Genomic DNA, 21,137 nt, shown 5'->3' on the forward strand with positions numbered 1-21,137 from the left:
CGGATGGCAAAAGTCTTGATCCATCCGCCGACACTGTGTACGCGGGGCAGGCTTTTCACGAAGCCTGCCCCTTTTTGAACCAACCCCGGCACACCGTCCGAGCCGGGACCACCACGGATTGACACATGTTCGCATTCATTGTCCGACGCGTCCTGCAGGCCATCGTCGTCATGCTCATCATCAGCTTCATCGGCTTCGCCCTGAAGCAGAACGTGGGCGACCCGGTGCGCGAACTGACCGGCATCTCGGTCTCGGCGGCCGAGCGCGACGCCATCCGCGAGAAGCTGGGCCTGAACGACCCCTTCCTCGTCCAGTACGGCCGATTCCTCAAAGGCGCGGTGCTGGAGGGAAACATCGGCCAGTCCTTCTTCTACAAGAAGCCGGCCATGGAGGTCATCGTCAGCAAGGCCCCGGCCACCCTTGAACTGGTCCTGGTCTGCTCGGTCCTCATCGTGGTCCTGTCCATCCCCATGGGCATCTACAGCGCCATCTACCCCAAGCGCCTGCTCTCGCGGCTGATCATGGGCTTCAGCACCATCGGCGTGTCCGTCCCCATCTTTCTCATCGCCATCCTCCTGATCTACGTCTTCTCCATCAAGCTTGGCTGGCTGCCCTCCTACGGCCGCGGCGAAACGGTCAACGTCTGGGGCTGGGAATCGGGCCTGCTGACCGTCGACGGACTGCAGCACCTCCTGCTGCCGGCCACGGCCCTGACGGCCCTCATGCTGCCGCTCTTCGTGCGCCTCATCCGCTCGGAGATGATGGAGGTGCTCGAGACCGAGTACGTCAAGTTCGCCTGGGCCAAGGGCCTGCCGCGGGTGCGCATCTGGTTCGTGCACGCCTTCAAGAACACGCTGCTGCCCGTCATCACCGTGGGCGGCGTGCAGATCGGGACCATGATCGCCTTCACCATCCTGACCGAGACGGTCTTCCAGTGGGGGGGCCTCGGCTTTCTGTTCCTGGAAGCCGTGGAGCGCGCCGACACCTCGCTCCTGGTGGCCTACCTCATCTTCGTCGGCGTGATCTTCGTGGTGGTCAACACCGTGGTCGACATCATCTACGGACTGGTCAACCCCATGGTCCGCATCACGGGGAGGAAGTGATGAATCTCTGGAAACGGTTCCGCGGCTCCTACTTTCTCTACAGCTTCCTGCACGACCCCGTGGCCATGGGCAGCTTCATCGTCCTGGCCGTGCTCGCCCTGGCGGCCTTCGGCGCGCCCCTCGTCGCGCCCCACAACCCCTACGACACCACGACCATCGACATCATGGACTCCGAGATCCCGCCGGTCTGGATGGAGAACGCCGACGCCAAGTTTCTTCTCGGCACCGACGCCCAGGGCCGCGACATGCTGAGCACCATGCTCTACGGCATGCGCATCTCGCTGGTCATCGGCATCGGGGCGACCTTCCTGCAGGCCGCCATCGGCATCGTGCTGGGCCTCATCGCCGGCTACAAGGGCGGCAAGATCGACAATTTCCTCATGCGCATGGCCGACGTGCAACTCAGCTTCTCGACCCTCATGGTGGCCATCTTCCTCTCGGCCATCTTCCAGGCCATCTTCGGCGTGGCGGCCTTCGAGAGCATGGCCGTGCCCTTCCTGGTGCTGGTCATCGGCATCGCCGAGTGGCCGCAGTACGCCCGCACGGTGCGGGCCTCGGTCCTGGCCGAGAAGAAGAAGGAGTACGTCGAGGCGGCCCGCGTCATGGGTCTGCCGTCGGGCCGCATCATGTGGCGGCACATCCTCCCGAACACCATGTCGCCCATCCTGGTCCTGTCCACGGTGCAGGTGGCCCACGCCATCATGAGCGAGGCGGCCCTGTCCTTCCTGGGGCTGGGCATGCCCATCACCAAGCCGTCGCTGGGGTCCCTCATCAACTCGGGCTTCGACTACATCTTCAGCGGCTCGTGGTGGATCACCATGTTCCCCGGCTTCCTGCTGGTGCTCCTCATCCTGGTCATCAACCTCCTGGGCGACTGGGTGCAGGACGTCCTCAACCCCAAACTCTACAAAGGATGACCCGGACATGACGCACCTCCTCGACGTACAGGATCTGGTGGTCAAGTTCCGGCTGCGCTCCGGCGACCTGACCGCCCTGAACGGCATCAATTTCACCCTGAACCCCGGCGAACGCATGGGGCTGGTGGGCGAATCCGGCGCCGGCAAGTCCGTGGCCGGCTTCTCCATCATCAATCTCATCAGCAAGCCGGGTTTCATCGCCTCGGGCCGCGTCCTCTTCGAGGGCGAGGAGATCAGCGCCTACCCCCTGGAGCAGATGCGCGACATCCGCGGCAACCGCATCAGCATGATCTTCCAGGACCCGATGATGACCCTGAACCCCGTGCTGACCATCGGCACGCAGATGGTCGAGACCATCCTGGCGCACAACAAGGTCTCCGTGGCCCACGCCCGGGAGATCGCCTTGGAGAAGCTCTCCAAGGTCTACATCTCCTCGCCGGGCAAGCGCCTGGGGCAGTACCCCCACGAGCTCTCGGGCGGCATGCGCCAGCGCGTGGTCATCGCCATCTCGCTTCTGACCAACCCGAGCCTGATCATCGCCGACGAGCCGACCACGGCCCTGGACGTGACCATCCAGGCCGAGGTCATGGCCCTGCTTCTGGAGCTGTGCAAAAACGACAACATGGGCCTCATCCTCATCACCCACGACCTGGGCGTGGTCTCGCAGGTGACGGAGAAGATCTGCGTCATGTACGCCGGCCGCATCGTCGAGCAGGGCCCGACGGAAGCCATCGTCGGCGCGCCGCGCCACCCCTACACCCAGGGACTCATCAAGGCCCTGCCCCAGGGCAGCGGCGGCCGGCGGAGGCTGCACCAGATCCCGGGCATGATGCCCAACCTGACCAGCATCCCCGCGGGCTGCGCCTTCCACCCGCGCTGTGAGCACGTCATGGACGTCTGCCGCAACGTTGCGCCGCAGCTTCTGGACGATGGAAAAACCCCGGGCCTGGTGGCCTGTCATCTGTATGCGCAAGCCAGGTAGACCATGACAGCACAGACACAACCCCTTGTCGGCATCACCGACGTGGTGAAGCACTTCGACATTTCCGGCGGCTTTCTGGACCGCCTGACCTTCTCGGGCGGCCTGCCCTCCCTGACCACGACCACGGTCAAGGCCATCAACGGAGTCAGCCTCGACATCCGCCAGGGCGAGATCCTCTCTGTGGTAGGCGAGTCCGGCTGCGGCAAGTCGACCCTCGGGCGCACGGTGCTTGGCCTATACCCGCCCACCAGCGGGCGGATCGAGTTCCGCGGCGAGCGCATCGACAACCTCTCGGCCAAGGACATGCTCCCCTACCGCCGCAAGATGCAGATGGTCTTCCAGGACCCTTACGCGTCCCTCAACCCGCGCATGACCGTGCGCCAGATCCTGGAGGAGCCGACGCGCTTCCACTTCCCGGACCTGTCCGCGTCGCAGGTCCAGGACAAGGTGGCCGAGGTCATGCGCCAGGTGGGGGTGGACCCGGCCTGGGCCGGCCGCTTCCCCCACGAGTTTTCGGGGGGCCAGCGCCAGCGCATCAGCATCGCCCGCGCGCTGATGGTCGACCCGGAGTTCATCGTGGCCGACGAGCCCATCTCGGCCCTCGACGTGTCCATCCAGGCCCAGATCCTGAACCTGATCATGGACTGCCAGGAGCGCTTCGGCCTGACCTACATGTTCATCACCCACGACCTTTCGGTGGTCGAGCACATCAGCACGCGCGTGGCCGTCATGTACCTGGGCACCCTGTGCGAGTTGGCCGACAAGGCAAGCCTCTACGGAGACCCGCAGCACCCCTACTCCCGCGCCCTGCTCTCGGCCATACCCAGGCTCGGCTCGGCGGGCTTCTCGCATATCCGCCTCAAGGGCGAGGTGCCCACCCCCATCAACCTGCCCACGGGCTGCGTCTTCCACACCCGCTGCCCGCACACGGACGAGCGCTGCCGCCGGGAGATCCCGGCGCTAAGGCTACTGCCGAACGGCAGCCAGGCCGCCTGCCACGCCCTGGAGGAAGGAAGAATCTGATGACCACCGCCCGCAAGGTCAGCGACAGCGAAACCCTCATGACCCACCGCGCCCTGCCCGAGGACGCCAACCCGGCGGGCAACGTCCACGGCGGGGTCATCCTCAAGCACATCGACCTGGCCGGGGCCGTGTGCGCCATGCGCCACGCCCGCATGAGCGTGGTCACGGCCTCCATCGACCGCATGGAGTTCAAGGCGCCCGTGCATGTGGGCGAGCTCATGCTCCTCCACGCCAGCGTGAACCGCGTCGGGAAGCAGTCCATGGAGATCGGCGTGCGCGTGGTGGTGGAAAACCTCATGACCGGCGAACAGCGCCACGCCGCCTCGGCCTACCTGACCTTCGTGGCCATGGGCCCGGACCGCAAACCGGCATCCACGCCGGACCTCATCCTCGAAACCCCGACCCACGAACGCCGCAACCGCGAGGCCGAAATGCGCCGCAAGCTGCGCCTGGAGGAAAGGCAACGGGAAAGGCAGGCGCAGGAATCGGAACAGATTTCCCTCGGAAATCCCTGAAAAAACCACCCTCGCGAGCCGGTCTTTGCCAAAACGGCCCCAATCCGGCATTTACAGCGCACGGTCTTCCGTTTAGGGAAAGGCCCGAATTCACCTTTCCGGAGCTTCCCATGCAATCACTCGTCGTCCTCGTGGCGTCCTACATCGCCCTGCAGATATTCTCGGATGTCGGCTCCCTGCGCATCGTCATGCTCGGCGGCATGTCCATCGACGCCGGGACCTTCATCTACCCCCTGACCTTCACCCTGCGCGACATGGTCCACAAGACCATGGGCAAGAAGGGCGCGCAGCTCATGATCGTCACGGCCGCGGGCTTCAACCTGCTCATGGCCCTCTACTTCTGGCTGGTGTCCATCCTCCCGGCGGACATGTCCGTGGGCGCCCAGGCCGAGTTCGGCCAGGTCCTGGCCCCGCTCTGGCGCCTGGTCTTCGCCTCCATCGTGGCCGAGGTCATCGCCGAACTGACGGACACCGAGGTTTACAGCATGTGGAAGGAACGGGTCACGGCCCGTCACCAGTGGTCGCGGGTGCTGGTCAGCAACGCCGTGAGCATCCCGCTGGACAGCCTCATCTTCTCCTGGATCGCCTTCGGCGGTATGTTCGAGTCATCCGTGGTCTGGTCCATCTTCCTCAGCAACACCCTCATCAAGTTTGCCACCACCCTCGTCTCCCTGCCGGCCATCTACCTGGTCAAGGAGAAGGACAAGCCGGACCCGGCTCCCACGCACTGCTAGCGGACAAGCCGGGCAACCGGCTTTTTTTGCGCCCAACGACAACCTTCGTCTGTCTGCGGCCTTGGTGCTCACATTCAAGATGTAGCAAAAAAATACTGGACTATCTGTACCCGGTTTGGTGTATGATAGGCGGAAAACCTCCATCATTTTCATCCGCCCATTCCGGAAGGGACCCTCATGAAGCTGTCCGTGCGTAAGAAACTTCTGCTGGCCTTCACCTCCACCATCCTGACCTCCATCCTCATCACCTGTATCGTTCTTGGCCTGCAGATACGGGACTCGGCCATCGCGACGTTCCACGATTCGGCCGCCAAGGAACTGGGGCAGATCGACCGCGCCATCGGCATCTTCGTGGACAAGGCCCTGAAAATGACGACCATGCTCTCGGGCCACCCCCTGGTCAGGGCCGCCGACGAGTCCATCCACAGCTACGTGCACGAGAGGCGCGGCCTCACCCCCACGGACATCACGCGCAGCGCCCTTGAAGGGGAGATGGTCGCCTTCTTCAAACTCATCAACGCGACACACCCGGAATACGTCGAAGTGTTCATCGGCACGAAATGGGGAGGGTTCGCCTCTTCCGGGGACAATGAAATGCCTCCCGGATACGACCCGCGCAAGAGGCCCTGGTACACCAAGGCCATGGAGACGCCGGACAAGGCGTCCATCTCCCCGGCCTACATGTCCACCACCGGCGAGGCCGTCATCAGCAACATGCGCCCCATCGTCGCCCAGGGCGGCGAAATCATCGGCTGCGCAGCCCTCGACGTGGGGCTCGGCGTGCTCACGGACCTGATCAAGAAGTCGCCCATGGGCAGGACGGGCTACGTGATGCTGGTCCAGGATGACGGGACCATCCTGGCCAACCCCCGCCATGACGAACTGAACTTCAAGAAAATGAAGGAAACCGGCGTACCGGCGCTGGCGCAACTGGACGGCATCACGGCGGGAGGCATGGAAGTGGTCATGGATGAGCGCCAGTGGTTCGCCCAGGTCCACACCATCGAGGGGCTGGGATGGAAGCTCATCGGCGTCATCGAGAAGTCCGAGGTCATGGCCGAATTTTACGCCATGCTGCAAAAGATGGCCGTCATGGGCGCCATCCTGCTGGCCGTCTTCCTGGCCGTGGCCACGTTCTTCGCCAACGCCATCGCGCGGCCGGTGCTGAACGCCACGGCCATGCTCAAGGACGTGGCCCAGGGCGAAGGCGACCTGACGCGCAAGCTCGCCGTGACCTCCAAGGACGAAATCGGCGAAATGGCCACCTGGTTCAACACCTTTCTGGACAAGCTGCGCGGCATCATCCGCGACGTGGTGGCCAACGGCGACACGCTCAACAGCGCCTCCGACAGCCTGCTGGGCATCGCCAACGACCTGCGGACCGGCGCGGCAGGGGCGGCCCGGAAATCACATACAGTGACGGGCGCGACCAACGACCTGAACGCCAGGTTCGGCACCGTGGCCGCGGCCATGGAGCAGACGACGCAGAACACCAACATGGTGGCCACGGCTACCGAGGAGATGGCGGCCACTATCACGGAAATCGCGTCCAACACCGAAAAGGCGAGGTCCGTGGCGCAGCGGGCCATGACCGAGGCAGGGGCCGCCACATCGGCCATGAGCGCCCTGGGCGACGCGGCCCTGGAGATCGGCAAGGTCACGACCATGATCACGGAAATATCGGACCAGACCAACCTCCTGGCCCTGAACGCGACCATCGAGGCGGCCCGTGCCGGCGAGGCCGGGCGCGGCTTCGCCGTGGTGGCAAACGAGATCAAGGAGTTGGCCAAGCAGACCGCCACGGCCACGGAAGAGATCAGGACGCGCATCTCCGAGATGCAGGGCACGTCGAAAAGCACAGAAGGGCAGATTCAGGCCATCTCCAGGATCATCGAGGAAATCAACGATATCATCGCCAACGTGGCCACGGCCATCGAGGAGCAGTCCGTGGCCACCCGCGACATAGCGGGCAACGTGGCCCAAGCCTCCCAGGGCCTTCAGGAGATCAACGTCAACGTCGCCGAGAGTTCCACGGTAATCAGACAGATTTCAAGCGACATCGCCGACGTCAGCAGCGCCTCGGAAAACACCCAGCAGAGCACGGACGAGGTGGCCCGCAAGGCGGAGGAACTGCGGGTGTTGGCATCGAATCTGTTTGAGCTGCTTGGCAGGTTCAGAACGTAACCCCCACCCCCTGCCTTGGCTGACGGCAGAACCAATACTCGTCAGCGAACCATCCAAATGCAAAACGCCCCGACCATGCGGGGCGTTTTGCATGAGAAGCAATCAGAGCGCTGACTAGAACTTGTACGTGAAGGACACGCCGGCGATGTGGCAGTCGGCGTCGTTGACCTCGCCGTCATAGACGAAGTCTGCGGCGCGGCCGTCGATGTCGCGGTCCGCGAAGAGCAGGTAGGAATAGTTCACGTCCACCGCCCAGTTGTCCTTGTGGAACCCAAGGCCGGTGCTGAAGATCTGGCGGTCGCTGTCGGGCAGCAGGTAGTCGATGGTCTCGTCGGGCACGGGGGTGTTGTCGTAGACGTAGCCGAGGCGCAGGTCGAGCCAGTCCAGGGCCGCGTACTCGACGCCGACGTTGAAGCGCCAGACGTCGTTCCAGTTCTTCGGAGAAGTGCTCTCGTCAGGAGTTGCACTCGGGAGAACGGGGTCACCAAAGTTGATTTTCAGCTCATCGTACTTGCTCCACAGGGTGTACACCGCGCCAAACTCGACACTGAGTTTTTCAAGCGGGTAAACCGCGACGCCAAAAGAAAAGGAGTCGGGCAAAGTCACCACTCCAGATGCAGAGGTATCATTAAACAGAGTTCCGGGCATAGGTCCAACTATCGAAGGGATGGAGAAGTCAGCGTCTCCCGTCACCTTCATGGTGATGGGGCTGCGATAGGCCAAACCAACCTTAGCATATTGGCAAGGCTTATAATGCAGGGCCATATTAAAACCGTAACCCATTCCGTCTGCTTCCAGATCTGCGTCGCCGTCATAAGCCTGAATTTGAGCACGACTGAGATCTAACTTTTTTTTCTGATTGAAATTCAGGTACATCGCCTCGACACCAAAAGCAGCGGAGAGCTTGTCCGTCACTGCCACGGCTACGTTGGGATTCACGGACACGGACTGCATGGTGGCCTCATAAGAATTGTAGCGGCCTTCCCAGTCGTCGTCGAACACAGTTCCGAGTCCGAAACGCGAGAACGTCGCCAGGCCGAGGCTGTAGCGGTCGTTGACCTTCCAGGTGGCGTAAAAATGCGGAGGCAGGTACAGCGCGTCCTCATCCGAGGTCTCGGTCTTGCCGTTGGCCTCGACATCCAGAACCGGATGGATGCCCATGATGCCGGCCATGACCTGAATGCCGTCAAGCTGCGTGATGCCCGCCGGGTTGCTGGCGAGAGCCCCCGGATCGTCGGCGCGGCCAACCGTGGCGCCGCCAAGCGCCATGTCGCGCGCGCCCCATTCATAGATGGCGAAACCGGCCGCGGAACAGAACTGCGCGGTACTCAGTACCAGCGCCCAGGCGATTGCCCATGATTTCAAACGATTCAGCATTCAACCTCCCCCTTTTGTTACAATGTTTGCTCACCCGCAGCAGCAATTTAAGCGGCCGCTCAGCGTACGCCTCGAAGTGGGCTAAATGAAGAAGGTTTTTGCGTCAAGAGGTTTCCAATAACAGACAATCACAGCATTTTCCCCTTCATGGCCGAAGAATATGCCGAATATGGTATTGAGCGGACGCATAGCGCAATCGGAGAAAAACGGTAGACTGGGGAACGCGGGCTGGGTAAGAGAATCGGCAAATCGCAGACGGCAAGGAGAGGAGCGTGGTCAAAGGCAACAAGGAACGGATACTGGACACGGCCAAACGGCTTTTCGGCGAACTCGGCTACGCGGAAACCACCTACAAGCGTATCGCCCAGGAGGCCGGCATCGCCGACGGACTCATCGCCCACCACTACGGCAGCAAGGAAAATCTTTTTCAGCTGGTGGAAATTTCCATTCTCAAAGACCTGCTCGGCAAGATCGACGAGAGCCTTTACTACGCCTCGGACGGACTGAGCAGCGTCATCAACTTCGCCAAATGCATCCTCAAGGCCTCGACCACCCCGGAGTCCGGGTTCCTGACCCTGCTGCGCTGCTCCCCCTTCCTGGCCAACACCGTCGATGCCGACAACTCGGAGATTCTGGCCGTCTGCTCGCAGGTCGTGCAGAAGATGCTCGGCTGCATCGAAGCCGGGATCAAAGACGGCTCCATCCGCGCCGATCTCGATACCACCCTCGCGGCCAGCGTCATCTTCTCCACCGTCTTCGGCTCCACCCGAGCCCGGCTTCTGGCCGGTGAGAACATCCTGGGTCTGAGCTTTTCCGACGACTTCTACCCGGAAATCCTGAGCATCCTGACGAAATATCTCGAATCGGCCCAGACAGCGCCGGTTGCCGGCTAATCCTCGTCGTCCTTGCCGCCCTGGATCAAGGCATAGGCCACCAGGCATCCGAGCAGGAAACCGCCCAGAGTAATCCACCAGATCATCGCTCGCCTCCGAATGGGTTGTTCAGCCCAGGTGAAAGGACCGGCCCATGGCCATGCGCGCGCCCGCCAGGGACGCAAAAAGTGCGTTGGCCGCCCAGGCCGCCAACATCGGGGGCACCAGGCCGTTCTCCCCTGCCGAAGCGCAGAGCACGAAAAGACCGTAATAGCAGAAGGTGGTCACCAGCCCCACGGGGACGATGACGTACAGCGACCCGAAAACCGAGATCACGGCCAGGGCGATGAAGGCCATGACCAGCACCGAGGCGGCGTAGGCGAGCTTCATGTGCCAGGCCGTCTGCAGGCGCTCGATGTTCGACCCCGAATCGCGCAGCCGCCGTATCTCGCTCCCGAGTTGCCACAGCGGAAGGGATTCGAGCTTGGTCTTGGGGTCGATGATCAGGAAGCTGGCCACGTCGGTGCGCAGGTCGAGAGAGGCGCTCTTTTCCCGGGTGACGACGAAGGATTCGGGAACGGTGCGCGTTACCTCCGACAGGGCCCAGTCGCCCGCCGCGGACCGGAATTTCTCCGCCTTGACGACCTCCGCGACCTTGCCCGAATCCTCCGGGTCCAGCACGTAGACGGTCAGATTCCTGCCTTTCCCGGCGGCCGGGACAACCTCGCCCATGTGCACGATGCGATCCCCTTCCCGGAACCAGACATCCGACAGCTTGCGGGTCGCGATCTCGCGGTTGCGCACCTCCTCGTTCCAGATCCGGTCCGCAGCCTTGTGACCGCTGACGCCGAGCACCTCGGAAAAGGAGAACTGCACCAGACACAGGGCCAGGGCGTACCAGAGCACGGATTTGGCCACGCTCCCCGGGGAGACGGAGCAGGCTTGCAGGGCCAGCAGCTCCCGGTTGCGCAGCATGAGACCGAGCTGAACCATCAGCGCGACCAGGAACACGGCCGGGAAAATCTGGGCCAGGATGAAGGGCGTGCGGAAGGCGAAGTAGGAGGCGATGGTGCCCGCCCCGACGCCGGCCGCCAGAAACTCGTCCATGCGGTCGAACAGTTCGATGAAGATGAAGATGCCCATCCCGATGCCGCAAATGAGCAGCAGCAGGTAGAGGTTCTGGCGAAGGATGTAACGGGTCAGCAGATTCATGAGTCCGCCTTGCGCAAGCCGAATGCGCGCATGACCCAGGCTCCGATGGACCGGAAATCGGCTTCCCGTTCCCCCGCGACCACCCACATGCCGCCTGCTGCGGCGAGCAGAAAAACGACGTTGGGCGTCCAGAGGGCCAAGACCGCGGAGACGACTCCGCTCTCGGCCAGGGACATGCCTGCGGACAGCATGACGTAATAGAAGAAAAAGGCCCCCAGACAGACCAGCAGGCCGAACTGGCGCTTCATGCCCTGAAAGAAAAAGGCCAGGGGCATGGCGAAAAGCCCGAGAACCAGGCAGGCCGCGGGCAGGGAAAACCGCTTGTGCATCTCCATCTGGACCCGGCGCTGAAAATGCTCGCTCCTGTCGGCGTAAGCCCCGGCCGCAAGCGTGCGCAGGTCCTCCCAGGACATCTCCTTGGGGGCCTTGTCCTTGAGTTCGAAGCCGCCCAGGAGTTTGGTCATGTCCAGGGACAGGAGATAGCGGTCGAAGCTGACGACGGACAGCTCCTCCCCTTGCCTGCGGTAGATGTGCCCGTTTTCGAGGAGCACGAAGACCTGCCCCTGCTCGACGTCGGAGTCGATGAGGCCTTTGGGGGCGACGATGGTGGCGCTCGATTCGGACTTGGATGAGTCGAGGACGAAGACGTCGCTCAGCGCACCGCTGCCGGGATCGGCCTGCGTCGCGTACACGGTCAGCCCCGGAAAGGAGGTGTTGAACACGCCGGGCTGGATGTTGACCGACGTCTTGTGCCTGGCCATCTCCACCACGGTCTGCCGGAAATTGTCCATGCCCCAGGAGATGCCCGAGAGAGATATCCACAGGGTCAGGGCCGTGCCACACAGGCACAGGAGCAACGGGGCGGGCATGAGGGGCCAGAAGCTGATGCCGCCGGCGCGCAGGGAGATGAGCTCGCGGTCCGCGCCCATGCGCAGGAAGGTCAGGAAAAGGCCCATCATGCAGGACACGGGAATGAGCAGAATGAGGAACAGGGGGCTGAGAAAAACGAACAGTTTCAGCAGATCGAGAAGCGTCACGCCCTGGGCCATGAACAGGTCACGCAGCTGAAGGAGCCTGCCCAGGAGAATGAGGCACAGGAAGCCCCCGAGGCAGATGCCGGAAATGAGCAGCATCTCGCGGAACAGCTCCCGCTGCAGCAGAGGCGGACGGATCACCGTGAGGCCGCCTCCTCGCGGTAGAATTTGGCCAAAGCCAGCTCCTCCGTGGGCGTGAGGTTGAATCGGGTGGACGCCTGGGCCATGAGGCCCTTGAGATCGGCGTCGCCGCGCCGATGCTCCTCGATCCAGGCAATGGCGTTGCGCAGATTCTTGTCCGTAGGCATGATGGTGGTCATTGACCGCTCCTTGGGTTGTGCTGTTCGAGAGGGGGCATACAGGAAAGGCGCGCCGGGCACAATGCGTCAGGGGCGCCGGCCGAACCGTGCCTGGCGCAGCGCACCCGCACCGGGCCGTCGCCGTCCCAGCGGAACCGGACCGCGCCGCAGGCGGCCGTGGTCAGGACCGGGCTCCCGGCCCGCTCGCAGGCCAGGACCACCTCCGGATGTGGAAACCCGAAGCGGTTGTCGGGGCCGCAGGCGGCCACGGCCCAGGCTGCACCGACCTGTTCATACAGTCTTGGCTTCAGGCTTGATCTGGAACCGTGATGCGGCAGGACCAGGACCTCGGCCGCGAGGCCGTCGCCGGAAAGCAACACGCTGTCCAGAGCCCTCCTCTCCGCGTCCCCCGGGAGCAACGCGAGCCCCCTGCCCCTCCACACCAGGCGCAGCACCACGGACGTCTCATTCCCGGACATGCCCCGCTCTTCGACGGAAGGGTGCAGGACCTCGAGCCACAGACCCGGCTCGATGTCGATGCAATCCCCGGCGCGCACCGTGCGCTCCGGCCACAGTTTCCTCGACATGAGCTGCTCCAGACGCCGCGAGTCCTCGCTGCGGTCCACCAGGCCGGACCAGGCGAAGTACCCGACCTCGAAAGACTCCAGGATGTACAGCAGGCCCCGGGAGTGGTCCGAGTCCACATGGGACAGCACCACGCCGTCCAGCCTGGGCGGCCGCCCCCAGGCCAGGGCGGGCGCCACCAGGGCCCGGCCCGGGTCATAGTCGGCGCTCCACCCTCCGGCCCCGTCCACGAGCACCATGCGGCCCGACGGCCCGCGGATGCTGACGGCTTGGCTCATGCCCGTATCCAGCACCGTCAGCTCCACCGCCTCGCCGCCCAAGCCCAGTTCGTCACGCACGGACGGCGCGGACATGAGCAGCAGGCCCAGCCCGAGAACGGCCATGGCTTTCGGTGCGGGCCGGCTCGCTCCCAACAGCGCGCTCGCCGCCAGGAGCACGGCCCAGTAGCCGACCACCTCGACGCCTTCGGGCCGCAACACGGCTGCGGCGCGGAGAGCTCCCGCCGCATCCAGAGCCGCGAGGCCCCGGTCCAGGGCTTCAACACCAAGTCCCGCCAGGAAGAAGCAAAGCTGCGCCGCCTCTCCGGAGACGAAGACGGCGAAGAGCCCCAGAAAGGACAACGGCATGACCGCCATGCCGAGGACGGGCAGCCAGAGGAGATTGAGCCACAGATGCACGGGCGTCTCGAAGAAATACAGGGCCTGGACCGGCAGGATGAAAAGATTGGCGCAGACCGTCACGGCCCCCATGGTCAGCAGGCCGCATGCCCACCGCCCCACCCGGCCCCTTTGCCGCAACGGCTCCAGGGGGCCCGAAAAATGCGGCATGAAGAGGACGATGCCCGCCACGGCCAGAACCGAAAGCTGCAAGCCCACGTCGCGCGCCATGCCCGGATCCGACACGACGAGAGCCGCCACTGCGGCGAAGAGGGTGTCCTGAGGATGGGTCCGCACGCCGCGCAGCAGATGCAGGGCCAGGGCCGTGAGCATGAGTGCGGCGCGCAGCAGGGACGGGGTGAAGCCGCCCAGCCACATGTATCCGAGGACCAGAGGCAGAGACAGGAGAATCCCCAGCTTTTGCCGGGGGAGAACGAGCAGCAGGCCGGGGCGGATTCCGGCGACGCCCCTGGCCAGAACCATTCCGAGCCCCGCCACCAGCGCCAGATGCATGCCGGACAGCGCCAGGCTGTGGGACAGGCCGGCGCGACGGATGCGGTCCATGAAGGCAGGATCGAGGTCAAACCTGTCGCCGAAGAGCAGCGCCCGGACAACCGCGCCTCCCTGCCCTGCGGGTACTCGCTTTTCCACGGCCTCCAGAAGCCTGCTTCGCAGCGACCTGCCTCCGTCCTCCCAGCGCACGTCCGCGCGCCCCCGCGAGAAGGCCCTGTGCCGGACGCCCTGGCGCGACCAGTAGTCCTCGTTGCTCGAAAGCCCGAAATTGTGCCGTCCTCGCAGTTCACGGATGCGCAAGCGGGTGTCGAAGGTTCGCCCGGCCTCGGGCAACGTCGGCGGGTCGATCCAGGTCCAGGCCAACCGTCCCGGCAAGGCCGCTCCCGTGTCCGCACGGACCACATCCGACGCGACGATCGTGACCCGCCGGCCAGGGTGCGTCCTGACCTCCCGCACGACGCCCGACACGCGAGCCTCGACGTTCCAGCCGGTCGCCCCGTCCCCGGACCGCGGCATTTCCAGGGCCAGTCCCAGGACGAATGCGGCAACCATGCACGCCGCAAGCCAGCGCCCCCGGGCAAAGGCAAAAACGGACACAAGGCAGGCCAGGCCTGCCGGCACGGGAAACTCCCAGGCGAAGAGGCCACAGAGCCAGGCCAGAAGGCAAAGCTGCCAGGGCAGCGGTATGATGACGACCTGGCGCACGCAAACCTCCACCCCGCCGGCTAGCAGATGCCGTGTATCCTGTCATGGGCATGAGGCGGTAGGCGCGCTACGAGGTACCAAGAAGGACATTGCCTGTCCGCGCCTTCTCAGGCTATGGATGGGCGCTGTGGACCGGAAAGCGATCAACGATTTCAGGGAGCTCCAATGGAAGAATTTTCTGTACTTCTGGTAGACGACGAGGAGGATTTCCTGCGCACCATCATCAAGCGGCTGTCCAAGCGCGGCATTCGCGCCCAGGGCGCATCGAGGGGCGAGCAGGCCCTGGCCATGCTGGCCGAGGAAGCGCGGGACGTGGTCGTGCTGGATGTGAAGATGCCGGGCATGGACGGGATCGAGGTTTTAAAACGCATCAAGGCGCAGTGGCCCACCACCGAGGTCATCATGCTGACCGGGCACGCCAGCATCGATGCGGCCATGCAGGGCATGGGCTGCGGGGCCTTCGACTATCTGATGAAGCCCGCGGACCTCGAAGACCTGCTCTACAAGCTCGAGGATGCGTACCGGAAGAAATCCCTGAACGAACGACGCCAGAACAACGGGTCCCCGGCCGACGGCCAGGCCTAGCCTCTACCGGAAACCCGCGTGGCGAATTCACGTTTCTTCTTCGACGCCAACGACTCCACGCTGCTGCGCATCGTCAACGACGTCCTGCACCGCTCCGCGGAGCGGGCCAGCGTCCGCTCGCTGATCGACAGCTGCATGCATCCCCACGGCATCAAGGAGATGGCCGCTCCCGGCGTGCTGCGGGTGGCCTACGCCATCGCGAGCCTGCTGGGCTCCCTGGAGGGCGGCAAGGCCGCGGACCGTATCAGCGCCCTGCGCGCCCTCAGGGACGAAATCCTGCTCTCGAACACGTTCTACCTGCAGAAGAACACCTCGCGCGTCCTCCTGCAGATCATGAAGGAGCTGGTCCGGCACAAGGACGACGAGCGGGCCCAGCTGCGCCTGGCCCATGACTTCCGCATGGCCTCCTCGGGCAAGCCCCGCGTGGTGCGGGCGGAACTGGAGAAATACCACCTCCTGGAAATGCCCGAGGAGTGGAACCAGCTGGCCTTCGACCACCACGTGCACGACGCCAACACCAAGGGCCGGAAATCCCCGACCCATCTGGTCATGGACGCCTGGATCAAGGGCATCCGCTTCCTGACCGTGGTCTACTACAACTACGTGGACGCCGAGGTGGCGAGAGAGCTGCTGGAAGCTGGACGCATCCTGGACATGCACATCCGCATCGGCATCGAGGTCTCCTCGCGCTTCAGGGGCAAGTACGTCCGCGTCATCTGGGAGCCGCAAAGCTACACGGACCCCAAGTCCTTCCAGGACTTTCTGGAGGAGCAGCCCGTACGCGCCTTCATGAACGAAGGGCGCCAGATCTCGGCCTACCAGCAGAAGTACGTCTTCGAGGCCCTCGCGGCGTACAACCTCACCCACCGCGCCGCCATGGAGGAGGAGTTCGGCCTGATCCTGGACGAGCTCGACGAGGTCGGCTTCCGGGCTTTTGTCGGTACGGGCCAGCCGTCGCTCCTGCACCTGGCCAAATACATCCAGAGCGGACTGCAACCCAGGCTGCAGGACGCCGCGCGGCACATGGCCCGGGAATACGCCAAGGCCTCCCCTGAACGCCGCTTAGAACTGCAGACGCGCCTCGACGCCCTGAACGCCATCGATTCGGACCTGCTCATCTCGCGCTACCTGCAGCCCTGCCGCAACCCCGATCTGCACGACCCCACGGTGCCCCAGGACTCCGGCGAGGTGCCGCACCTGCTGCGCCTGCACATCGGGGAACTGCTGCCCAGGCTGGCCAAGTTCCACTCCAGCTCCCACTTCACCCTGAACCTGAGCAACCTGTCGACGGCTGACGCCCTGGAAATCCTCTACGATTGCCGGGGACATGTCAGCAACATCGAACTCTACAACCTCAAGGACGTGACCAGGGGCAAATGGTCCCTGCCCCCGACCGGACAGAAAGGCTGCCCAGGGGACGCGGTCGACCTGATCAGCCCGGAACGGACCTGCGCCCAGATCGCCGAACTGCAGAAGGCCCTGAACGAGGACAACGTCATCGCCCTGAAGCGCGCCATCCGCGCCGTGATATGGTCCTTCGAGGAGGACCGGCTGGTGCTGTCCAACACGCTTGCCCTGGCGTGCGGCAGGGACGACCTGTCACGCATCGCGGAGATCGAGACGGAGCTTGCGGACATGGACGCCCGCAAGGACAAGCTGCTCGACATCCTGTTCGACATCGAGAACTTTCACCGCCACTACAAGTCCCGTCCCCTGGGATCGCGCATCGGCAGCGGCTCCACGGGGCAGTCCCGACACCTGTACGGCATGGGCGTGGTTGTGCTTGAGACCCTGCCCGAGCGCGCGCGGAAGATCGCCCTGAGCCAGGGCGGTCAGCGCAAACTCCTGCCCGTCACGGCCAGGATGACGATGCACACGCGGTCGTGCTGCCACTGTCTGGCCGACGACACCCCGCTACTGCGGACAGTGCGCAGGATTCCGGGCCTGGAGCGCATCGGCTGCCGGACAAACCTGGAATGGTTCCTGGACCGCATCGACATCCACCCCAAGCGGCCGGGCAACATCGTCACCCTGGGCGGCGTTCAGCTGGAGCACGACAACGGCCTGCGGCTCACGGAGCAGACCGGCGAAACGGCCGCGCCCCTCTCCCTCAAGTACATGAACACGGCCCTCAAGAACGGGCTGAAGATCCTGGCCGGTTTCATCCCGGCCTTCCTGACCTTCGCCCTGACCAAGGACTGGTGGGTGCTGGCGTATATGGGCGGCTTCATCTGGTTCGGCATCACGGGCGTACGCAACGTCCTGCAGGCCGTGCTCGGCGGCGGGGGCCTGCGGCGCTCGCCCCTGGTGCAGTGGAATTCGCTGATCAGCTGGAGCCGAATCGCCGACGACCTGCTGTTCACGGGCTTCTCGGTCCCTTTGCTGGACCTTCTGGTCAAGACCATCATCCTGGACCGGACCTTCGGCGTAACCACGGCCACGGACCCAATGCTGCTTTTCGCGTCCATGGCCCTGGCCAACGGCATCTACATCTCGAGCCACAACACGTTCCGCGGCCTGCCCCGCGCCGTGATCCTGGCCAACTTCTTCCGCAGCATCCTGTCCATCCCGCTGGCCGTGCTGTTCAACAGCTCCCTGGCCGGTGTCATGCACATGGCCATGGTCACGGGCGTGGAGGACATCCTGCAGAAATGGGCGGCCATCGTCTCCAAGTTCGCCTCCGATTGCGTCGCGGCCATCATCGAGGGCCTGGGCGACCGCCACAACAACGTCCGCACCCGCTTGGCCGACTATCGCGCCAAGCTGGTCGGCATGTACGACGCCTTCGCCCGCCTGGACGTGCTCTTCCCCGAGGAGGACGTGCTGGACATGCTGCAGTCGCCCAAAATGTTCATCGAGACCATCTCCTACGAGGCCCGCGACCTGGAAAAGGTGCTCATCGTCAACGCACTGGACTGCATGTACTTCTGGCTCTACCAGCCGCGCGCGGCCAAGGCCCTGGAGATCATCTCCCGGGACATGAGCAAGGAGGAGTGGCTCATCTTCCTGCGCTCCCAGTACGTGCTCAAGCGCTACCGGGAGATCAGCCAGATGTTCGTGGACGGGTTGGTGGGCAAGAACTTCTCCAAGGCCCTGGCGTTCTACCTGGACCGTTCGGACAGGTACCTGCGCGACATGGAGGAAATGGCGAAAAGCAGGAAGCTACGCTGAAGGGGACAAGGGGCGACATGCGCCCGGCAGGCCGCGGTCGTGCTGAAGAAGCATGGATTCCCGCCTTCGCGGGAATGACATCGGGGCAGGGCCGATGGTGATTCGTCAAACCCTCGAACGTATGCCCGACAGGGAGGCGAGAATCCAAGGCTCAAAACCTCTCCGGCGAGCGCCGATCTCATCAGCTCCACTTGCGGTCGAGCATCAGGTGCGAGAAATACCCGACAACGGCCGCGCCGTAGAACGGGGCCATGGACCTGGGTGAGGCGCCGTAGAGCCAGATGGGGAAGAGGGCCAGGGGCAGGGGGATGAGGAGCATGGCCCACCAGGTATGGGTCCAGCCGCGATGGGAGCCGATGGCGGGGAACATGGCCGCGAAACCGAGAACCGCGGCCCATTTGTAGTGCCCCTGCACGATGAGGGCGAAGTCCAGGACCGCCAGGGTCAGATAGAAGATGTGCTGGCCGCGCGAGTCCGTGTCCACGTCCGGAAACAGGCTGCCCAGCAGCACCAAGGCGCCGAGAACGGCCATCTGCGGCATGTCGGGGACGTACGTCCCGCTCCATATCAACCCGCCAAGCACCGCCGCGCCCGTCAGCGCCCCGCCGACGAGATGTCCCTTGTATCCCGGCACGCGAACCTCCGAAAATGCAAAGGCCCGGACAAGCCGGGCCCTTGCGGTCGATGACAAGCTTCTACATTGCGTCGCCGGCGTCCAGCTCGGCGATGGTCCTGTCGATGGACTCCCGCAGTTCCTGCGGCAGCCCCATGATCTCCACGTTCAGGAACCCGCGCACGATGGTCGAGGTGGCCTCGTCCTCGTCCAGGCCGCGGGCCATCAGGTACTCGATCTCCTCCTGGGCGATCTTGCCCACGGCCGCCTCGTGGGACAGCTCCACGCCGGGCACGCGCCCCTGCAGCTCGGGGATGGCGTGAATGATGCCGCCGCCGAGGATCAGGCCCTTGCACTCCAGGTGTCCGCGGGCCGGCACGTCGTTGCCGATGATCTCTCCGCGGGCCACGATGGTGCCGCCGGTGGTGATGGTGCGGGAGATGATCTCGCCGCGGGTGTTCGGGGCGTTCAGCACGATGCGGTTGCCCGTGTCCACGTGGGAGCCCTCGGGCGTGACGATGACGGAGTTGAAGCGCGCCACCGCGCCCTCGCCGTTCAGGTGGATGGTCGGGTAGGACTGCACGGACCTGACCTTCTTCAGCAGAACGTAGTTGTTCTGCAGGACGCCGTGCTCCTCGACGATGCCCACGGTGCGCGGCCGGACCACGACGTCCTCGCCCCAGTTGTGGACCATGGTGAAGGTCAGCTTGCCGCCCTTCTTGATGTAGAATTCCGAGATGCCCAGGTGCAGGGCCGAGGTCACGCCGTGGGACGTGGCGCAGCCGGTGATGATGTGGACCTCGGAGTCCTCCTCCACGACCACGATGTTGTGCACGTTCTGGCCCACGTTCTGACCCTTGATGAACAGGCAGGACTGGACCGGCTCGGCCACTTTGGCGCCCTTCTCGGTGCGGATGAAGTAGCCGCCGTGCAGCTCCTCGCGGGCCGCGGCGCGGGTGAATTCGTCCTTGTCGGGGTCCATGGCCTTCCAGAAGTACTCGGGCAGGCCGTCGTACTTCTTGAGCGCCTGGCGGATGCCCAGCACCTCCACGCCCTTGGCGGACGTCCTGCAGTGCACCGTGGAGTGGTCGAACTGCAGGAAGGTGCCGGCGCGCTGCTCTTCGGCGTCCACGTCCACGCCGACCATACGCAGCTCGCGCTTGCTGTCCTCGGACAGGGTCGACAGGTCGGGCAGGTCGGCGCTCTGCTGGCCGGAAAAGGCGTAGGAGTTCAGATCGACCAGGGTTTGGTTCAGTTCAGACATCTGATGCACTCCTTGTAGCCGTACTTGCTGATGTGATCCAGAATGTCGCGCGGCCGCGTGGGGCGAGTGTCGCAGCACAGCACGCCGTTGTACATGACCTGGCCGCGGTCGGCGTTGACGTAGTCGAGGATGTAGCCCGTGTGGGTGATGATCAGGCCGGAGGTCTTGTTGCTGCGGCGCAGGTCGCGCATGCAGGTGTCCGGCTTGGGCTCGGCCGCGCCGTCCAGCAGCGCCCGGGCCGTGTGGCCGATGAGGGCCATGTTTTCGAGGTCCACGCCCGACTCGGGCTCGTCGAAGAGGACGAGGCTCGGGTTCTGGGCCATGAGCTGCAGCAGCTCCGAGCGCTTGATCTCGCCGCCGGAGAAGCCGGAGTTGATGTCGCGCTCCAGGAAATCGGCGAAATTGACGGTCTTGGCCATGGCGTCCACGTCCACCTCTCGGCCGCGAGCGCACATGGAGACCAGATGCCGGGTCTTGAGGCCGTGGATGGTCGGCGGCCGCTGGAAGGACATGCCGATCCCCAGGCGCGCGCGCTCGTAGGTCGGCATGGCGGTGATGTCCGTGCCCTTGAAGACGATCCGGCCGGCCGTGACCGTGTAGCCGGAAAAGCCCATGAGGGTCATGAGCAGGGTGGTCTTGCCGGACCCGTTGGGGCCGAAGAGGATGAAGGTTTCGCCTTCGTCGATGTTCAGGTTGATCCCCTTGAGGACTTCCCGTTCGCCGATACTGACATGCAGGTTTTCGATCTGAAGCATATTGGCATCCCTATGGTGGTATGAAGAGCGGCCCGGAG

The 21,137-nt window shown here is 64.2% G+C and carries 18 protein-coding genes; 10 read left to right on the forward strand and 8 right to left on the reverse strand.

The window, feature by feature from the left end; all coding sequences use genetic code 11:
- Positions 1-125: 125 nt before the first annotated feature.
- The 7 genes from ACZ5AC_RS08135 (at position 126) to ACZ5AC_RS08165 (ending at position 7,458) form a co-directional block, all read left to right on the forward strand.
- Positions 126-1,103: an ABC transporter permease gene (locus ACZ5AC_RS08135; protein WP_464250444.1), complete on the forward strand. Its 978-nt coding sequence runs from the start codon at positions 126-128 to the stop codon at positions 1,101-1,103.
- Positions 1,103-2,020, forward strand: coding sequence for an ABC transporter permease (locus ACZ5AC_RS08140; RefSeq protein ID WP_464250445.1), 918 nt, complete (start codon positions 1,103-1,105; stop codon positions 2,018-2,020). The genes ACZ5AC_RS08135 and ACZ5AC_RS08140 overlap by 1 nt, the downstream gene beginning before the upstream one ends.
- Before the next feature lie 7 nt (positions 2,021-2,027).
- Entirely contained in the window at positions 2,028-3,002 is a 975-nt protein-coding gene (locus ACZ5AC_RS08145) for an ABC transporter ATP-binding protein (RefSeq protein ID WP_464250446.1), read from the forward strand.
- A gap of 3 nt (positions 3,003-3,005) precedes the next feature.
- Positions 3,006-4,025 carry an ABC transporter ATP-binding protein gene (locus ACZ5AC_RS08150; protein WP_464250447.1) on the forward strand — a complete coding sequence of 340 codons (1,020 nt, stop codon included), beginning with the start codon at positions 3,006-3,008 and terminating at the stop codon, positions 4,023-4,025.
- On the forward strand, positions 4,025-4,540 hold the full coding sequence (locus tag ACZ5AC_RS08155) for an acyl-CoA thioesterase (RefSeq protein ID WP_464250448.1): 516 nt from the start codon (positions 4,025-4,027) through the stop codon (positions 4,538-4,540). The genes ACZ5AC_RS08150 and ACZ5AC_RS08155 overlap by 1 nt, the downstream gene beginning before the upstream one ends.
- A gap of 110 nt (positions 4,541-4,650) precedes the next feature.
- Positions 4,651-5,274 carry a queuosine precursor transporter gene (locus tag ACZ5AC_RS08160; RefSeq protein WP_464250449.1) on the forward strand — a complete coding sequence of 208 codons (624 nt, stop codon included), beginning with the start codon at positions 4,651-4,653 and terminating at the stop codon, positions 5,272-5,274.
- Between the two features lie 189 nt (positions 5,275-5,463).
- On the forward strand, positions 5,464-7,458 hold the full coding sequence (locus ACZ5AC_RS08165) for a methyl-accepting chemotaxis protein (protein WP_464250450.1): 1,995 nt from the start codon (positions 5,464-5,466) through the stop codon (positions 7,456-7,458).
- A 114-nt stretch (positions 7,459-7,572) separates the two neighbouring features.
- Here ACZ5AC_RS08165 and ACZ5AC_RS08170 read toward each other — a convergent pair whose 3' ends face one another.
- A complete protein-coding gene (locus ACZ5AC_RS08170) occupies positions 7,573-8,835 on the reverse strand; it encodes an OmpP1/FadL family transporter (RefSeq protein WP_464250451.1) in 1,263 nt (420 codons plus the stop codon).
- 272 nt (positions 8,836-9,107) lie between these two features.
- On the opposite strand from ACZ5AC_RS08170, the gene ACZ5AC_RS08175 reads away from it, so the two are divergent.
- The gene (locus ACZ5AC_RS08175) at positions 9,108-9,728 is read left to right on the forward strand and encodes a TetR/AcrR family transcriptional regulator (protein ID WP_464250452.1); all 621 of its coding nucleotides are present in this window, start codon (positions 9,108-9,110) and stop codon (positions 9,726-9,728) included.
- A 108-nt stretch (positions 9,729-9,836) separates the two neighbouring features.
- Here the strand turns inward: ACZ5AC_RS08175 and ACZ5AC_RS08180 are convergent, their stop codons facing one another.
- Genes ACZ5AC_RS08180 through ACZ5AC_RS08195 form a run of 4 tightly spaced genes read right to left on the reverse strand, consistent with a single transcriptional unit; the run spans position 9,837 to position 14,711 of the window.
- A complete protein-coding gene (locus ACZ5AC_RS08180; RefSeq protein ID WP_464250453.1) occupies positions 9,837-10,919 on the reverse strand; it encodes an LptF/LptG family permease in 1,083 nt (360 codons plus the stop codon).
- The gene (gene lptF, locus ACZ5AC_RS08185; RefSeq protein ID WP_464250454.1) at positions 10,916-12,094 is read right to left on the reverse strand and encodes an LPS export ABC transporter permease LptF; all 1,179 of its coding nucleotides are present in this window, start codon (positions 12,092-12,094) and stop codon (positions 10,916-10,918) included. Before lptF ends, ACZ5AC_RS08180 begins: the two co-directional genes overlap by 4 nt.
- Positions 12,091-12,273, reverse strand: a complete 183-nt coding sequence (locus ACZ5AC_RS08190) for a hypothetical protein (RefSeq protein WP_464250455.1) — start codon at positions 12,271-12,273, stop codon at positions 12,091-12,093. The genes lptF and ACZ5AC_RS08190 overlap by 4 nt, the downstream gene beginning before the upstream one ends.
- Complete coding sequence (locus ACZ5AC_RS08195; RefSeq protein ID WP_464250456.1) at positions 12,270-14,711, reverse strand: DNA internalization-related competence protein ComEC/Rec2; 2,442 nt, start codon at positions 14,709-14,711, stop codon at positions 12,270-12,272. The genes ACZ5AC_RS08190 and ACZ5AC_RS08195 overlap by 4 nt, the downstream gene beginning before the upstream one ends.
- A 165-nt stretch (positions 14,712-14,876) precedes the next feature.
- Between ACZ5AC_RS08195 and ACZ5AC_RS08200 the strand changes: the two genes are divergently transcribed.
- Positions 14,877-15,296, forward strand: a complete 420-nt coding sequence (locus ACZ5AC_RS08200) for a response regulator (protein ID WP_464250457.1) — start codon at positions 14,877-14,879, stop codon at positions 15,294-15,296.
- Positions 15,297-15,314: 18 nt separating this feature from the next.
- Complete coding sequence (locus tag ACZ5AC_RS08205; RefSeq protein ID WP_464250458.1) at positions 15,315-18,467, forward strand: hypothetical protein; 3,153 nt, start codon at positions 15,315-15,317, stop codon at positions 18,465-18,467.
- A gap of 181 nt (positions 18,468-18,648) precedes the next feature.
- On the opposite strand, the gene ACZ5AC_RS08210 is transcribed toward ACZ5AC_RS08205, so the two are convergent.
- From ACZ5AC_RS08210 to ACZ5AC_RS08220, 3 genes are all read right to left on the reverse strand, one after another.
- Positions 18,649-19,101, reverse strand: coding sequence for a metal-dependent hydrolase (locus ACZ5AC_RS08210; protein ID WP_464250459.1), 453 nt, complete (start codon positions 19,099-19,101; stop codon positions 18,649-18,651).
- A gap of 61 nt (positions 19,102-19,162) precedes the next feature.
- Positions 19,163-20,344, reverse strand: a complete 1,182-nt coding sequence (locus ACZ5AC_RS08215; RefSeq protein ID WP_464250460.1) for a SufB/SufD family protein — start codon at positions 20,342-20,344, stop codon at positions 19,163-19,165.
- Positions 20,332-21,099, reverse strand: coding sequence for an ABC transporter ATP-binding protein (locus ACZ5AC_RS08220; protein WP_464250461.1), 768 nt, complete (start codon positions 21,097-21,099; stop codon positions 20,332-20,334). Before ACZ5AC_RS08220 ends, ACZ5AC_RS08215 begins: the two co-directional genes overlap by 13 nt.
- Between the last annotated feature and the right edge of the window lie 38 nt (positions 21,100-21,137).

This window comes from Desulfomicrobium aestuarii (assembly GCF_055385525.1).

Coding starts and splice junctions, on each gene's coding strand:
- ACZ5AC_RS08220 (WP_464250461.1), bottom strand. CDS start 21,099: ATGCTTCAGATCGAAAACCTGCATGTCAGTATCGGCGAACGGGAAGTC.
- ACZ5AC_RS08150 (WP_464250447.1), top strand. CDS start 3,006: ATGACAGCACAGACACAACCCCTTGTCGGCATCACCGACGTGGTGAAG.
- ACZ5AC_RS08180 (WP_464250453.1), bottom strand. CDS start 10,919: ATGAATCTGCTGACCCGTTACATCCTTCGCCAGAACCTCTACCTGCTG.
- ACZ5AC_RS08200 (WP_464250457.1), top strand. CDS start 14,877: ATGGAAGAATTTTCTGTACTTCTGGTAGACGACGAGGAGGATTTCCTG.
- ACZ5AC_RS08155 (WP_464250448.1), top strand. CDS start 4,025: ATGACCACCGCCCGCAAGGTCAGCGACAGCGAAACCCTCATGACCCAC.
- ACZ5AC_RS08135 (WP_464250444.1), top strand. CDS start 126: ATGTTCGCATTCATTGTCCGACGCGTCCTGCAGGCCATCGTCGTCATG.
- ACZ5AC_RS08215 (WP_464250460.1), bottom strand. CDS start 20,344: ATGTCTGAACTGAACCAAACCCTGGTCGATCTGAACTCCTACGCCTTT.
- ACZ5AC_RS08140 (WP_464250445.1), top strand. CDS start 1,103: ATGAATCTCTGGAAACGGTTCCGCGGCTCCTACTTTCTCTACAGCTTC.
- ACZ5AC_RS08145 (WP_464250446.1), top strand. CDS start 2,028: ATGACGCACCTCCTCGACGTACAGGATCTGGTGGTCAAGTTCCGGCTG.
- ACZ5AC_RS08160 (WP_464250449.1), top strand. CDS start 4,651: ATGCAATCACTCGTCGTCCTCGTGGCGTCCTACATCGCCCTGCAGATA.
- ACZ5AC_RS08190 (WP_464250455.1), bottom strand. CDS start 12,273: ATGACCACCATCATGCCTACGGACAAGAATCTGCGCAACGCCATTGCC.
- ACZ5AC_RS08170 (WP_464250451.1), bottom strand. CDS start 8,835: ATGCTGAATCGTTTGAAATCATGGGCAATCGCCTGGGCGCTGGTACTG.